This is a genomic window from Ferrovibrio sp. (genome assembly GCF_046297595.1).
GTDB lineage: Bacteria > Pseudomonadota > Alphaproteobacteria > Ferrovibrionales > Ferrovibrionaceae > Ferrovibrio.
In genome coordinates, this window is record NZ_JBKBHT010000002.1 from 611,273 (window position 1) to 624,887 (window position 13,615).

Here is a 13,615-nt window from a genome sequence, read left to right on the forward strand (position 1 = left end):
GGGAAGGAGGTGTCACCCCGCCTGTTGCCCCTGGCCTGTTTCCCCCGGGGTGTTTCCCCGGTCAATACGGCCGGAATATGGCGCGCCGGATGGTTTCTTGCCAGTGCCTGCCGGCGCATGGTTGCGGGAAGTCCCGGGCCGCCGCTGGCGCCCGTCATGGGCGTGCGATAGATTTGCAACTATGACAGACCGCCAACGCACGCTCATCCTCACCGGCGCCAGCCGCGGCATCGGCCATGCCACCGTGAAGCGCTTCTCGGCGGCCGGCTGGCGCGTCTTCACCGTCTCGCGACAGCCGTTTTCGGAGCATTGCCCCTGGGAGGGCGGCGCCGAGAGCCATGTGCAGATGGACCTCAACGACATCTCCACCCTGCCGGCGACGATTGCCGACCTGAAAAAGCGGCTGCCCGACGGCAAGCTGGATGCCCTGGTCAACAATGCGGCGATCTCGCCGAAAGGACCCGGCGGGTCTCGGCTCGGCGTGCTGGATACCGACCTGGCCGCACTGATGCATGTCTACAACGTCAACCTGTTCTCGGTGGCCCTGCTGGCGAAAGGCCTGTTCGAGGAACTGAAGGCGGCCCAGGGCTCGATCGTGAATGTCACCTCGATTGCCGGCAGCCGGGTGCATCCCTTCGCCGGCATGGCCTATGCCACCTCGAAGGCGGCCCTGGCGGCGCTCACCCGCGAGATGGCCTGGGAATTCGGGCCGCACAACGTGCGGGTCAATGCCATTGCCCCGGGCGAGATCGACACCTCGATCCTCTCGCCGGGCACCGACGAGATCGTGCGCCGGGAAATCCCCATGCACCGCCTGGGCAAGCCCGAGGAAGTGGCCAGTACGATCTATTTCCTCTGTACCCAGACTTCGTCCTACGTGAACGGCGCCGAAATCCACATCAACGGCGGCCAGCACGTCTGATAATTCCCGCCAGGGCTTGTGATTTTTGGCGGGGTGGATTAGCCTTAAACACATTCGGGCGGCGTAATATCTGGAATCGCGCCAGATGAAACGCGGAACCCGGTGATTTCAGTCCATGCCGGCTAATCCGAGGGAATCGTGCTCAAGGGCAAACGCATTCTGCTAGTGATTTCGGGCGGCATCGCCGCCTACAAGTCGCTCGAGCTGATCCGCCGCCTGCGCGAGCGCGGAGCATCCGTGCGCTGTGCGATGACCAGCGCGGCCGAGCATTTCGTCACACCCATGAGCGTCTCCGCCCTGAGCGGCGAGAAGGTCGCGAGCGACCTTTTCTCGCTGACCGACGAAGCCGAGATGGGCCATATCGAACTCTCGCGCGATGCCGACCTGCTGGTGGTCGCGCCAGCCACGGCCAACATTCTCGCCCGCATGGCCCAGGGCCTGGCCGATGACATGGCCACGACGTTGCTACTCGCCACCGACAAGCCCATCCTGGTCGCGCCGGCGATGAATGTGCGCATGTGGGTGCATCCGGCCACCCAGCGCAATATCGAGCAGCTCAAGCAGGATGGCGTCGCCTTCATCGGGCCCAACGATGGCGAGATGGCCTGCGGTGAATTCGGTCCCGGCCGCATGGCCGAGCCTCTGGAAATCGTTGCCGCCATCGAAAAGTATTTTGGCGAGGCGCAGCTCGGCAAGCCGCTGCCGCGTCATCTCACGCTGGTCTCGGCGTCCCGCCCGTCTTCCTCCGCGTCAGCCAGCGTGCAGCCGCTGGCCCAGGCGCTGAAAGGCCGCAGGATCATCGTCACATCCGGCCCCACGCATGAACCGATCGATCCGGTGCGCTACATTGCCAACCGTTCCTCGGGCAAGCAGGGCCATGCCATCGCCGCTGCCCTGGCCGCCCAGGGCGCCGAGGTCACGTTGGTCAGCGGCCCGGTCAACCTGCCCGATCCGCCCGGCGTGAAGACCGTGCATGTGGAATCGGCGCGCGAGATGTTCGAGCATTGCTTCCTTGCGCTGCCCGTCGATGCCGTGGTCTGCGCCGCCGCCGTCGCCGACTGGCGCGTGGCGGTGGAAGCGCCGCAGAAGCTGAAAAAATCCGGCGACCTGCCGCCCACGCTGAAACTGGCCGAGAACCCCGACATTCTGCGCGCCATCGCCACCACAGATGCCAAGCGCCGGCCGGCGCTGGTGGTCGGCTTCGCGGCCGAGACCGAGAATGTGGTGGCTTACGCGCGCAAGAAGCTGGTCGCCAAGGGCTGCGACTGGATCGTGGCCAACAGCGTGGCCGAAGGCAGTGGCACCTTCGGCGGCGACCGCAACACCGTGCATCTGGTGCGCGGCGAGTCCGTGGAGGACTGGCCCACCATGAGCAAGCAGGATGTGGCGGCCCGTCTGGCCGACCGCATCGCCACGCATTTCAGCACACCAGACAAGAAGAAAGACAAATCCGCATGACCGCACCTTTGCATGTGCCGCTGAAACGGTTGTCCCATGGCGCCGACCTGCCGCTGCCGACCTATGCCACGGCCGATGCCGCGGGCCTCGACCTGCTGGCGGCGGTGGCCGAACCGGTCACGCTGAAGCCCGGCGAACGCAGGCTGATTCCCACCGGCCTCAGCATTGCCGTGCCGCCCGGCTTCGAGGCGCAGGTGCGGCCGCGCTCCGGCCTCGCATTGAAGCACGGCATCAGCGTGCTGAACGCGCCCGGCACCGTGGATGCCGATTATCGCGGCGAGGTCGGCGTGATCCTGATCAATCACGGCGACCAGCCATTCGTTATCAATCGCGGCGAACGCATCGCGCAGATGGTGGTCGCCGCCTATAGCCGCGTCGAGTGGATCGAGGCGGCGGAATTGCCGCAGACCCAGCGCGGCGCCGGCGGCTTCGGCTCGACCGGCACCGGCACGGGCTCTGCTGTCAAGACAGCCTGAGGAGACGACGACAATGCTCAAATGTACGCGGCGCACCATGCACGCGCTCGAGGCGGTGGTGGATATCGCCTTTCATGCGCGGCCCGAACCGGTGCAGTCCAAGGATATCGCCACTCGCCAGGGTGTGCCGCAGCGCTATCTGGAACAGGTGATGCAGCATCTGGTGCGCAACGGCATCCTGAAAGGCGTGCGCGGTCCGCGTGGCGGCTACACGCTGGCTCGTGAGCGCCGCCGCATCACGGTCGGCGAGGTGGTGCGCATCGTGTCCGAACTGGATGCCGACGGGGATGACGATTTCTCGGCGGGTTCCGAACTCGGCCGCCGTACCGTGCAGCCGATCTGGGAAGAGTGCCAGGCCGTGCTGATGGCGCGCGTGGACAAGATCACGCTGGAGGATTTGTGCAGTCGCGCCGAAACCTCGGGTTTCGCCGCGGAGCTGGAAGGCGCGGATAATTTCGCGATCTGAGGCGTTGAGTCCTGATCCAGGCCCAGCGAGTACAGAGATAAACCGGGAGGAATCATGACGCAGGCGCGCCCCAACACCATTCGTTCGGCCAATCCGCCGCGCGGCCGGGTTTTCGAATCCATCGTCGACACCATCGGCGCCACGCCGCTGGTGCGCATCAACCGGCTGGCGCAGGAAGCCGGTGCGAAGGCCGACCTGCTGGCCAAGCTGGAATTCTTCAACCCGCTGAGTTCGGTGAAGGACCGCATCGGCATCGCCATGATCGAGGCGATGGAGCAGAGCGGCAAGCTGAAGCCCGGAGCCACCATCGTCGAACCCACCTCGGGCAATACCGGCATCGCGCTGGCTTTCGTGGCCGCCGCCAAGGGCTATCGCCTGATCCTGGTGATGCCGGAAAGCATGTCGATCGAACGCCGCAAGATGCTCAAGTATCTCGGCGCCGAACTCGACCTGACGCCGGCCGGCATGGGCATGAAGGGCGCGCTGGCGCGCGCCGCCGAATTGCTGAAGGAAATCCCGGGCAGCGTGATGCCGCAGCAATTCGAGAATCCGGCCAATCCGGAAATCCACCGTCACACCACGGCCGAGGAAATCTGGGCCGATACGGCGGGCAAGGTGGATGCGGTGATCTCGGGCGTCGGCACCGGCGGCACGCTCACCGGCATCGGCGGTGTGTTGAAGAAAAAAAAGCCGTCCCTGCGCATGGTGGCGGTGGAACCCGAAGACAGCCCGATGATTTCCGCCGGCAAGGCTGGTCCGCACAAGATCCAGGGCATCGGCGCCGGCTTCATCCCGGAAAACCTCGACACATCCCTGATCGACGAGGTCATCACCATCGGCAACGAGACGGCCTTCGAGACCTCACGCCGCATGGCCAGGCTGGAAGGCATTCCCGCAGGCATCTCCTCGGGCGCCGCCATGGCCGCTGGCCTCGAAGTGGCGTCGCGTCCCGGCATGGAAGGCAAGACGGTGGTGGTGATCATCCCCTCCTTCGCCGAGCGTTATCTCTCCACCGCGCTGTTCGACGGACTCTGAGATCGTGGCCGCCTTCGGCAAGGACGAGCTGGAGCGCTACGCCCGTCATATCATCCTGCCCGAGATCGGTGGCGCGGGGCAGCAGACGCTGAAGCGCTCCCGCGTGCTGGTGATCGGTGCCGGCGGACTGGGTTCGCCCCTGCTGCTGTATCTGGCGGCGGCTGGTGTCGGCACGCTGGGCATCGTCGACGACGATACCGTGTCGCTGTCGAACCTGCAGCGCCAGGTGCTGCACAATACCGAGCGCGTGGGCGAGAAGAAGACCGAGAGCGCCGCCGTTTCGCTATCGGCGCTCAATCCCCATGTGCGGGTGGTCGAGCATACCACGCGCCTGACGCCGGAAACCGCGGATGCCCTGATCGGCGCCTATGATCTGGTCGCCGATGGCAGCGACAATTTCGATACCCGTTTCCTCGTCAACGACACCTGCTATCGCCTGAAGAAGACGCTGGTGACGGCGGCGATGCTGCGCTTCGATGGTCAGCTTTCCACCTTCAAGGCGCATCAGGGCGCGCCGCATCCCTGCTATCGCTGCGTTTTCCCCGAACCGCCGCCGCCGGGCAGCGTGCCCGCCTGTTCGGAAGCTGGTGTGCTCGGTGCCCTGGGCGGCGTGATGGGCAGTCTGCAGGCGCTGGAAGTGGTGAAGGAGTTGCTCGGCCTGGGCGACAGCCTGTCGGGCCGCCTGCTGCTCTATGACGCATTGCGCGGCGACGTGCGCACCGTGAAACTGCGCCGCGATCCCCATTGCCGCACCTGTGGCGGTGCCTGACATATAGCATTCCCGATTGCCTGACATGACCGATGAGTTCGATGCCGCCGCGAATGAATATATTGTCCGCGGCCGCTGGCCTGATGTGCAGGATGCCAGGCTACGACTGTTGCTGCGGCGCTGGGCCGAATGGCGGGGCGAAGGACGCCTGGCGCCGGCACGCAGCGCCGTCGATCCCGCCGCGATCATTCCCTGCCTGCCGGAATTGTGGATCTTTCGCCTGAGCGAGGATCGCAGTCATGTGGTCTGCAGCCTGGCCGGCGACCGACTGAACGAGGCTTGGGGCTTTTCCATCATGGGCAAAACGCCGATGGATCTCTGGGGCTCCGAGCAGGGCAGCCTCGCCAACGAGCGGCTGAAGCGCGCGGCCCTGCTGCCCGCCATCGTCCATGGCACCTCCAGCCTCACGCCTGTCAGCGACATTCCCGGCACCCGTCTGGCCCAGCGTCTGATGCTGCCGCTCTGCGACGCTACCGGCGCGCCCTACGGCGCCATCGGGCTGACCCTGCTGGGCTACGACCGCCGGCGCGACCAGCCACAGGCTGCGCCGATGCTGGTGCGGGCCTGGCGGCACCTTTGCGCCGACCTTCCACCCGGCCTGCCGCCTGCGGATTGAAACCTCAGGTGCAGTTTCGGGGCTCCGGCTCGACGATAGCGCGAGCCTCGCTTAGCATGACGCCAGTATGGAGCAGTCTTCGGATTCATCGGGCGATGTAGAGCAGGGCGACCAGATCGCCCCGCCGGGTCTCTGGCCGGTTTTCACCGATCCACGGTTCGCCTTGCTGCTGCGCCACTGGGCGGAGGGCCGCCGTGGCCTGGCCACGCCGCGCGACGCCATCGATCCGGCGGCGATCCGCAGCTGCCTGCCCCATGTCTACATGTTCCGCTTCAATGCCGGGGATGGCAGCTTCAACTGCACACTGGCCGGCGAGAAGGTGAGCGAGGCCTGGGGCCAGCGCATGATCGGCCGGCAACCGCAGGAGTTCATGCCGCCCAGCAGCGCTGCCATCGCGCTCTCGATCTATCGCCGCATCGTCACCGAGCCGGCAGTCCATGTCGGGCACCGGCCGATCGCTCCCCGGGGCCTGTCAGAGAAGGGTGCCGAGCGGCTGGTGGTGCCGCTGACCTGGCCGGACGGGCGGCCCTGGGGCATGCTCGGCCTTTCGGTCTACCACTTCAACCCGGTCACCCAGGCGGGCCATCCGCCCCATGTCGGGCCGGAGGTGACCTATTATCCCTGCGCCGCCCTGCCGTCGGACCTGCCGCCGGCCCCCTGAAAACACGGGGCATGCGACGGATTGTCGCAGCCACCGGGCGGCAGCAGCGCGGGCATGACGGGTAGTGAATCCTTATTCGCGACTGCGCCGAATAGCCCATGGAAAACCATTGTTTGCAAAGGGGTTGATTTGGCAGATGCAATCGATTCGCAAGTTATCCGCGGGCTCTGGGCGGCTTGACGCTGGGCATGCCGGTTCCTATGGTGCCGGCGCTTTCCGGGGGTGGCGGATTCCCTTTGGGCCGGAGCTTGTTGCGCATGGCTGAAGACACTCCAACGCCCCGACCGGACAGCAGCGGCCCCTCGCGGCCGCCGGTGGACGACAGCCACGCCGATCTGGCGCGGCTGGACCGCAAACTGGCGGATGTGCAGGGGCGCCGGGGGGCAGACCAGCGGCCGGAGGCGGATCCCCGCCAGATGCAGCAGGTCGGCAAGGCCTGGTCGCTGGCGATCGAGATGGTCGCCGCGGTGGCCGTGTCCCTCTTCATCGGCTGGTGGGTTGACCGCTGGTTCGGTACGGCGCCCTGGGGTCTGCTCGGATTTATTCTGCTGGGCGTGGCCGCGGCCTTGTGGTCGGCGATCCGCACGGCGCTGGTGATGCAGCGCAGCCAGGAGGCCGAAGCCGGCCCGGGCGGCGCGAAGAAGACGGAAGGGGAATGACAGTGGCTGCAAGTCCGCTCGATCAATTCAAGGTCAAGTGCCTCGCGCTCTGCGGCGAGGGCGGCCAGCTGCAGGCCTTCTCCTTCACCAACGCCTCGCTGTTCATGGTGCTGGCCACCGTGGGCGCCACGTTGCTGATGGTCTACGGCATGCGCAGCCGCAGCCTGGTGCCGGGCCGCCTGCAATCGCTGGCCGAACTGTCCTACGAATTCGTCGCCGGCATGGTGCGCGAGAATGTCGGCCCCAACGGCCGCCAGTATTTCCCGTTCATCTTCTCGCTGTTCATGTTCATCCTGTTCAGCAACATGCTGGGCATGGTCCCCTACAGCTTCACGGTCACCAGCCACATCATCGTCACCTTCGCGCTGGCCCTCGTGGTGTTCCTGGGCGTGACGCTGATCGCCATTGCCCGCAACGGCATCCATTTCTTCACCCATTTCATGCCGGCCGGCGTGCCCATGTGGCTGGCGCCGGTGATCGTGCCGATCGAGATCATCTCCTATCTCTCGCGTCCGATCTCGCTGTCCCTGCGTCTATGCGCCAACATGCTGGCGGGCCATACCACGCTGAAGGTGTTCGCCGGCTTCGTCGTCTCCATGGTCGGCATGGGCGGCGCGCTGTCGGTTTCGGGTATCCTGCCGCTGATCATGGTCACCGCGCTCACCGCGCTGGAATTCCTGATCGCCTTCCTGCAGGCCTATGTGTTCGCCATCCTGACCTGCCTCTACCTGGCCGAGGCGGTCAATATGGAACACCACTAAACGTTTTTGTTGAGTTCAACCGGACGACCAGTTCAAACCTAGAAAGGATGAGTATCATGGATCTTGCTTCTGCCAAGATGATCGGTGCCGGCATTGCGGCGATCGGCATGGGCGGCGCGGCGATCGGCGTGGGCCTGATTTTCGCGAACTTCCTCAACGGCGCGCTGCGCAACCCGGGCGCCGCCCCGAAGCTGTTCGGCAACCTGATGCTGGGCTTCGCGGTGACCGAAGCGCTCGGCATCTTCGCCCTGCTGATCGCGCTGCTGATCCTGTTCGTCTGAGCTAAATGCCTCAGCTCGATACAGCCACTTTCCTGCCGCAGCTCGTCTGGCTGCTGATCACCTTTGCCATCCTCTACGTGTCGATGGCGAAGGTGGCTCTGCCGCGCGTGGCTGAGGTCGTGGATGGACGCAAGAAGCGTCTCGAACACGACCTGGAAGAGGCGGCACGGCTGAAGCGCGAGACTGAGAAGGCCATCGCCGACTACGAACAGGCCCTGGCCACGGCTCGCGCCAAGGCTCAAGGCATTGCCGGCGAGACCCGCAGCAAGATGTCGGCCGATGCGGCCGCTCTGCGTGCGAAGGTCGATGCCGAGATCGCCGAGCAGACCAGGACGGCGGAAGCCCGCATCCAGGCGGCCAAGCAGCAGGCGCTCAGCCAGCTGACCTCGGTCGCCGCCGATGCCGCCTCCGACGTGGTGGCCCGCCTCAGCGGTACGGCGCCCTCGGCCGATGCGGTGAATGCCGCCGTCGGCCAGGCCCTGGCCAAGCAGAACTGACGGATCGGAGAGCCACATGTTCCAGGATTCGACATTCTGGGTGCTGGTCGCCTTCGTCCTGTTCTTTGCCCTCGTCTTCTATCTGAAGGTGCCGGGCAAGATGATGGCCCAGCTCGACGAACGCGCCGCCAAGATCAAGCATGATCTTGAAGAGGCCGAGAAGCTGCACCAGGAGGCGCAGCAGCTCTTCGCCGAGTATCAGCGCAAGCAGCGCAACGCGCTCAAGGAAGCCGAAGAGATCGTCGCGGCCGCCGAGGCCGAGGCGAAGGCGCTCGTCCGCGAGGCCGAAGCCGATCTCAAGGCCAGCCTGGAACGCCGCCGCAAGCAGGCCGAGGACAAGATCGCCCAGGCTGAAAAGCAGGCCTTGCAGGAAGTCCGTGCCACCGCGGTCGAGGTGGCTGTCGCCGCCGCTGCCCAGGTGCTCGGCCAGTCGCTGCAGGGCGCTGCCGCGGCAAGCCAGATCGACCGCGCCATCGGCGAGGTCAAGGCCAAGCTGCACTGATCGCTCTTTCAGCTATCGCATACGAAAGGGCCGCAGAAATGCGGCCCTTTTTCGTTGCGGTATTTGATCCCGGATCAGGCCCAGGTCGCCGTTTGCTGGGCTGCGGTCTGCTCTCTCGTCATCGCATATAGCGTGTCGCGTAACTTTGAGAAGGAGGGGCGCCGCCGACACCGTCGGGTCTCCACTCATCGAAACGGCTGCCGAATTCCGGATCGATGGCCGATATCTTGTCCATGATTGCCAGCAGCGGCGCATCGGCCTTGAAGGCCGGCTGCGGGTTCTCCTGCAGGTTGGTCAGTGTCAGTTTTGTTTGGCCGCTGCCGGACAGCAGTATGCTGAATTGGTCGAACATGATCTGCCGAGCCTGTCTGGCATCCTTGGTCTGCGCCCAGGCCTGTTCGCTGATCGTCTGGATCGCGCCGGCGCCGCCGACGCGCGCGGCCTCATTACTGTCAAACCAGACCGCGCCGCTCTGATACAGCTTGCCGATCACCTTGCCCTTACCATCGGTGAAGCTGGCGAAGACCGTGTCTTCCGGCATGCTCTTGGCGATGCGGGTGGCCTCGCGATGGAGCTGATCCATCAGCAGCTTGATCTGCGTGTTTTTCTGATGCCGCTCTTCCGACGCCCTCATTCGCTCGGCCTGTTCGGCCTGCGCCTGTGCGCTGAGTTGCACACGGTCTTCCCAGTTTTTGCGGAACGGCGCGGCTTCCTCCTCGCTGAGTTTGCGGGCGCCCGGCACGGACAGGATCGTCCGGCCTGTCTGCCAGTCACCGTCAAGCCGGACAAGATGAAGCGAAGCTTGTGCGATATTGCCAATCGCCGTCATGAGCGGTTTCTCCTCTCAAAAGACGTGAATGCTATGCGGTGAGCGATCCGCTTCTGCGCGATGGCCGCCGCTTGCGTAAATGTTAGGAAGAGTTGAGCGGGGCCGCAATCGCAAAGAATGGTCAATGAAAACTAAAGGCTGCATACATTGATATGATGACGCGTAACTGTCATGAAAAGCCGGTACGACATTGCACCTATACAGAGACAGTCATGCGAATCTGCCTCGCCACCTGCCGTATTTACCCCGATCTGCAGTCATCCGATGTGCTCTATGCCCGGGCGCTGCAAAGCCTTGGCTGCGAGGTGATCGTGCTGCCCTGGAATGCGGTGCCGTTGAGTGCTTTTTCCGGCCATGATGCCATCGTGATCCGCGCGACCTGGGATTATCAGGACGACATGCCGGGTTACGTCCGGTGGCTCGCCGGGATCGAACAGCTCGGAGTTCCGGTGTTCAACGCGCCGGAGTTGATCCGCTGGAACAACGACAAGCGTTGCCTGCTCGATCTGGCTGCCAAAGACGTGGCGATACCGCGCACCGCGCCCCTGGCACATATCGACGTTTTACCGGCGGCCTTCGATGCCATCGGCGCCGGGCGCGGCGTGCTGAAACCCTGCTGGGGCGGCGGGGGGATCGGCGTGGAACTGGTGACGCGGGACAATGCCGCATCGACTCTGCAGCGGCTATACGATTCCACCGGCGGCCGGGATTATATGCTGCAGGAATTCCTGCCCGAGATTGCCAATGGCGAATTGTCGTTCATCTTCATTGCGGGTCGTCACGCTCATACAGTGCTGAAGCGGCCCGCGCCCGACGAATTCCGCGTGAATGGGCGATACAATCCGCTTCCGGTCATACCGCATATGGCATCGTCGCATCTGATCGCGCAGGCCGGCGTTGCCTTGCAGGCCGCCGGCGGCGACCCGCTCTATGCCCGCATCGACGGCGTGGTGCGCGATGGCGGCCTGATCTGCACCGAGATCGAGGTGAACGAACCGACCCTGTATATGGATGTGGTGCCGGAAACGGCCGAGCTTTTTGCCCGCGAGACGCTGCAGCGCCTGGCGCGGCTTGCGTCTCAGTCCACCACGCGGCAATAGACGCGATACAGCCGGATCACGTTGGCGTCGATGGCGCTCAGGCGGATGGCCCAGTGTTCGCCTTCCGAAATCGCCCATTCGCGTTCGTTCTCGTCCACCGCCTTGCCCTTCAGCTTCACTTCCTCGGCATAATTACCGAAGGCTTCCAGCACGGCGTTTTTCAGCTCGTGACTGACATCCTCGATGTAGCAGATCACGAAACGCAGACTTTCCAGTTCGGCCTGCAGGCCTTCCGGCGTCAGCAGATGCGGCTTCACCGGCTCGCGATCCCACCACACCTCGTAGACGCGGCTTTCGGTCGATCCGGTCAGCAGGAAATCGGTGAACATCAGCTGGCCGCCGGGTTTCATGGCGGCGCGGATCTTGGCCAGCAGCAGGCGCTTGTCCTGCACCGGCATCAGGCCGTCCTTCGACAGCACCACATCCACGCTCTTGCGCTTGAGCTGGATTTCGTCCAGCGGCGTGGTCTTGATGTTGATGCGCTGCTTCACGCCCTGGTGCTTGGCCATGTCGATGGCGGCATTGGCCAGGTCGGGATCGGGTTCGTAGGCATCGATCCACAGATTCTCGCGCGCCATCATGCGGCTCATGCCACCCATGCCGCAGCCCAGTTCGGTGATCGACAGATTGGGATTGAGGCCGAGCGGCGAGATCAGCGGCTTCATCAGCTCCTCGCCGCCGGGCTGGTTGAAGCCCTCGCCGAACAGCTTCTGTACGATCTGGCGCCGGCGCGGCGTCCAGCTTTCCACCGTGGGCACTTCGCGCGGCAGTTCGGGTTCCGGCTCCGGCTCAGGAAGCGCGGGCAGGGCATGGTCCTCTCCCTCGTGCTGGATGACATAGTCGTCGCCATGCCACCAGGCGCGCAGCTTGTCGCGCCAGCTCAGGTCAGAGGACTGCTCGGTATTCTCCTTCGCCACCACAGCCATATCCGCATTCAGCCGATTCAGGCATCTGTATCAGCGGCGTGGTTGATTTTCCGTTTCTGGCATCGGCCACGCCGGTCCCGGCAAGCGGGCCAGTTGCAAACTAAGTATAAATCTGGCGCAGCCCGGCCCCATAAACAAGCGCCCGCGAAATCGCGGGCGCCTGGAAAGCGTAGAGATTTGATAACCTTAGGTGGTTAGCGCCGGCCGCCGATACGCTCGGGCAGCAGATCGCGCACCCGGCGGCGGGCTTCCGTGTCGCGGATGCGGGCCGACTGGGCGGTGGTGATCAGACGCGGCGCCGGCGGATTGGCCAGCACGGTGACCGGATCGGTCAGCAGGTTATCGGCCAGCTGCTTGATCTCGGCCGGCAGCGTGGTGGCGAACACGATGGTCTGGCGCTCGGTCGGCGCGGCCTCGAAGATGGCGCGCAGCTCGTTGGTCACGCCCAGTTCCAGCATGCGGTCGGTCTCGTCCAGCACCATGATCTCGAGCTTGTTCAGCTCCAGCTGGCCGGCATTGATCAGTTCCACCACGCGGCCCGGGGTGCCGATCAGGATGTCGATCCCGCGCGACAGGGCCTGGGCCTGCGCGGCCTTGCCGGGGCCTTCATACACGGTCGCCTGGCTCAGGCGCACGAAGCGGCCATAAGCGCGGAAGCTTTCCTGGATATGCTGCACGCGCTCACGCGACGTGGTCAGGATCAGCGCGCGGGCCTTGCGGGCGCCGGCCGGATGCCGGTCGATGGAAAGGTGCTGCAGGATCGGCAGGGTGAAGGCGACGGTCTTGCCGGCGCCGGCTTCCGCCTGGCCCAGCAGGTCGCGGCCCTGCAGAAGATGCGGGATGGCTTTGGCCTGGATCGGCGTGGGCGCCACATGTTTTTCAGCGGTCAGAGCCCGCTGAATGGGTTCTACGAGGTCGAGCTGCGAGAATTGGTTGGCGTTCAACATCGGTCTGCAATCTATATCACACGGCAGGTCCGCGGGGGGCGGGGCACCGGGGGCTACAACGGGCGACAACCCCGCCCTGTCCGGCAGCGCCATCGGCGCGGCGGCGAACGGGAAGGCTTGTCACGGAAGCCAGGAACATTGGGTACAGCGGCGTCCTGCGGGGTACCGCGAACCCGCGTGATACTAGCGGCCGTTCCTCGTTTTGCAAGCGCGAAACCTCATCCTGCGACAATCACGTTTGACGTGTGGACCCTGCCGCTTTTTCAAGCCTGACTTCAGTATGGCAGATGGGGGAAACTACAAAGTTTTTCAAGAGGATGAATTAAATTTAAGATGCCGGTCCGGCGGTTCGCCAGAGGCGGGTGGCGCCTGCTCGCCCAGCGCGCAGACCGGGTGGCAAAGAGATCAAAACGGGGTCGACTCGGCGTGCTTGTTAACCATTATGACCGTGTCCGGAGGGCCAATAAGGCCCCCTTTCGCTTGATCGGCCGCCTGATTGGCCGCCCGGTCGGCCGGATACGGCCTTTCCGGCCCGCTCCGGCGCCGGAAACCCCCCCATGGCGTCTGGGGAAGCCGCTTGCCCAAGTGCCTTGCCAAGTGCCGGCCCGGCCGCTACAACCCCGCCCTCGTATCGGGTGTTCCGGCTCAAAAGGGCTGCCGTGTCCACCCAGAAGATCACTCCATACCGTCGGAGGTTATGAAATGCCCAA

General features: G+C 64.7%; 17 protein-coding genes. 14 read left to right on the top strand and 3 right to left on the bottom strand.

Annotation, left to right across the window (positions count from 1 at the left end):
• Window positions 1–181: 181 nt before the first annotated feature.
• From ACK4FJ_RS08805 to ACK4FJ_RS08865, 13 genes are all read left to right on the top strand, one after another.
• Entirely contained in the window at window positions 182–922 is a 741-nt protein-coding gene (locus ACK4FJ_RS08805) for an SDR family NAD(P)-dependent oxidoreductase (protein ID WP_409765483.1), read from the top strand.
• Between the two features lie 138 nt (window positions 923–1,060).
• Window positions 1,061–2,380, top strand: a complete 1,320-nt coding sequence (gene coaBC / locus ACK4FJ_RS08810; RefSeq protein ID WP_409765485.1) for a bifunctional phosphopantothenoylcysteine decarboxylase/phosphopantothenate--cysteine ligase CoaBC — start codon at window positions 1,061–1,063, stop codon at window positions 2,378–2,380.
• Entirely contained in the window at window positions 2,377–2,856 is a 480-nt protein-coding gene (dut, locus tag ACK4FJ_RS08815) for a dUTP diphosphatase (RefSeq protein WP_409765486.1), read from the top strand. Before coaBC ends, dut begins: the two co-directional genes overlap by 4 nt.
• Before the next feature lie 13 nt (window positions 2,857–2,869).
• A complete protein-coding gene (locus tag ACK4FJ_RS08820) occupies window positions 2,870–3,322 on the top strand; it encodes an RrF2 family transcriptional regulator (protein WP_409765488.1) in 453 nt (150 codons plus the stop codon).
• 54 nt (window positions 3,323–3,376) lie between these two features.
• Window positions 3,377–4,357, top strand: coding sequence for a cysteine synthase A (gene cysK / locus ACK4FJ_RS08825; RefSeq protein ID WP_409765490.1), 981 nt, complete (start codon window positions 3,377–3,379; stop codon window positions 4,355–4,357).
• Between the two features lie 4 nt (window positions 4,358–4,361).
• Window positions 4,362–5,126 carry a HesA/MoeB/ThiF family protein gene (locus tag ACK4FJ_RS08830; protein ID WP_409765492.1) on the top strand — a complete coding sequence of 255 codons (765 nt, stop codon included), beginning with the start codon at window positions 4,362–4,364 and terminating at the stop codon, window positions 5,124–5,126.
• A 25-nt stretch (window positions 5,127–5,151) separates the two neighbouring features.
• The gene (locus ACK4FJ_RS08835) at window positions 5,152–5,742 is read left to right on the top strand and encodes a PAS domain-containing protein (protein WP_409765494.1); all 591 of its coding nucleotides are present in this window, start codon (window positions 5,152–5,154) and stop codon (window positions 5,740–5,742) included.
• A 67-nt stretch (window positions 5,743–5,809) separates the two neighbouring features.
• Window positions 5,810–6,403: a PAS domain-containing protein gene (locus tag ACK4FJ_RS08840; protein WP_409765496.1), complete on the top strand. Its 594-nt coding sequence runs from the start codon at window positions 5,810–5,812 to the stop codon at window positions 6,401–6,403.
• 257 nt (window positions 6,404–6,660) lie between these two features.
• On the top strand, window positions 6,661–7,062 hold the full coding sequence (locus ACK4FJ_RS08845) for an AtpZ/AtpI family protein (protein ID WP_409765498.1): 402 nt from the start codon (window positions 6,661–6,663) through the stop codon (window positions 7,060–7,062).
• Entirely contained in the window at window positions 7,059–7,823 is a 765-nt protein-coding gene (locus ACK4FJ_RS08850) for a F0F1 ATP synthase subunit A (protein ID WP_409765500.1), read from the top strand. Before ACK4FJ_RS08845 ends, ACK4FJ_RS08850 begins: the two co-directional genes overlap by 4 nt.
• Window positions 7,824–7,879: 56 nt before the next feature.
• Window positions 7,880–8,104, top strand: a complete 225-nt coding sequence (locus tag ACK4FJ_RS08855; RefSeq protein ID WP_144068315.1) for a F0F1 ATP synthase subunit C — start codon at window positions 7,880–7,882, stop codon at window positions 8,102–8,104.
• A 5-nt stretch (window positions 8,105–8,109) separates the two neighbouring features.
• Window positions 8,110–8,601 (top strand): F0F1 ATP synthase subunit B', encoded by a 492-nt coding sequence (locus tag ACK4FJ_RS08860; protein ID WP_409765502.1) that lies wholly within the window; start codon window positions 8,110–8,112, stop codon window positions 8,599–8,601.
• Window positions 8,602–8,617: 16 nt separating this feature from the next.
• On the top strand, window positions 8,618–9,103 hold the full coding sequence (locus ACK4FJ_RS08865) for a F0F1 ATP synthase subunit B (RefSeq protein WP_409765504.1): 486 nt from the start codon (window positions 8,618–8,620) through the stop codon (window positions 9,101–9,103).
• A 118-nt stretch (window positions 9,104–9,221) separates the two neighbouring features.
• Here the strand turns inward: ACK4FJ_RS08865 and ACK4FJ_RS08870 are convergent, their stop codons facing one another.
• Window positions 9,222–9,932 (bottom strand): hypothetical protein, encoded by a 711-nt coding sequence (locus ACK4FJ_RS08870; protein WP_409765506.1) that lies wholly within the window; start codon window positions 9,930–9,932, stop codon window positions 9,222–9,224.
• Between the two features lie 212 nt (window positions 9,933–10,144).
• On the opposite strand from ACK4FJ_RS08870, the gene ACK4FJ_RS08875 reads away from it, so the two are divergent.
• The gene (locus ACK4FJ_RS08875; RefSeq protein WP_409765508.1) at window positions 10,145–11,032 is read left to right on the top strand and encodes a RimK family alpha-L-glutamate ligase; all 888 of its coding nucleotides are present in this window, start codon (window positions 10,145–10,147) and stop codon (window positions 11,030–11,032) included.
• On the opposite strand, the gene ACK4FJ_RS08880 is transcribed toward ACK4FJ_RS08875, so the two are convergent.
• Window positions 11,011–11,958, bottom strand: a complete 948-nt coding sequence (locus ACK4FJ_RS08880) for a class I SAM-dependent methyltransferase (RefSeq protein ID WP_409765510.1) — start codon at window positions 11,956–11,958, stop codon at window positions 11,011–11,013. The genes ACK4FJ_RS08875 and ACK4FJ_RS08880 overlap by 22 nt on opposite strands.
• Before the next feature lie 194 nt (window positions 11,959–12,152).
• On the bottom strand, window positions 12,153–12,905 hold the full coding sequence (locus tag ACK4FJ_RS08885; RefSeq protein WP_374302551.1) for a DEAD/DEAH box helicase: 753 nt from the start codon (window positions 12,903–12,905) through the stop codon (window positions 12,153–12,155).
• Window positions 12,906–13,615: the final 710 nt, after the last annotated feature.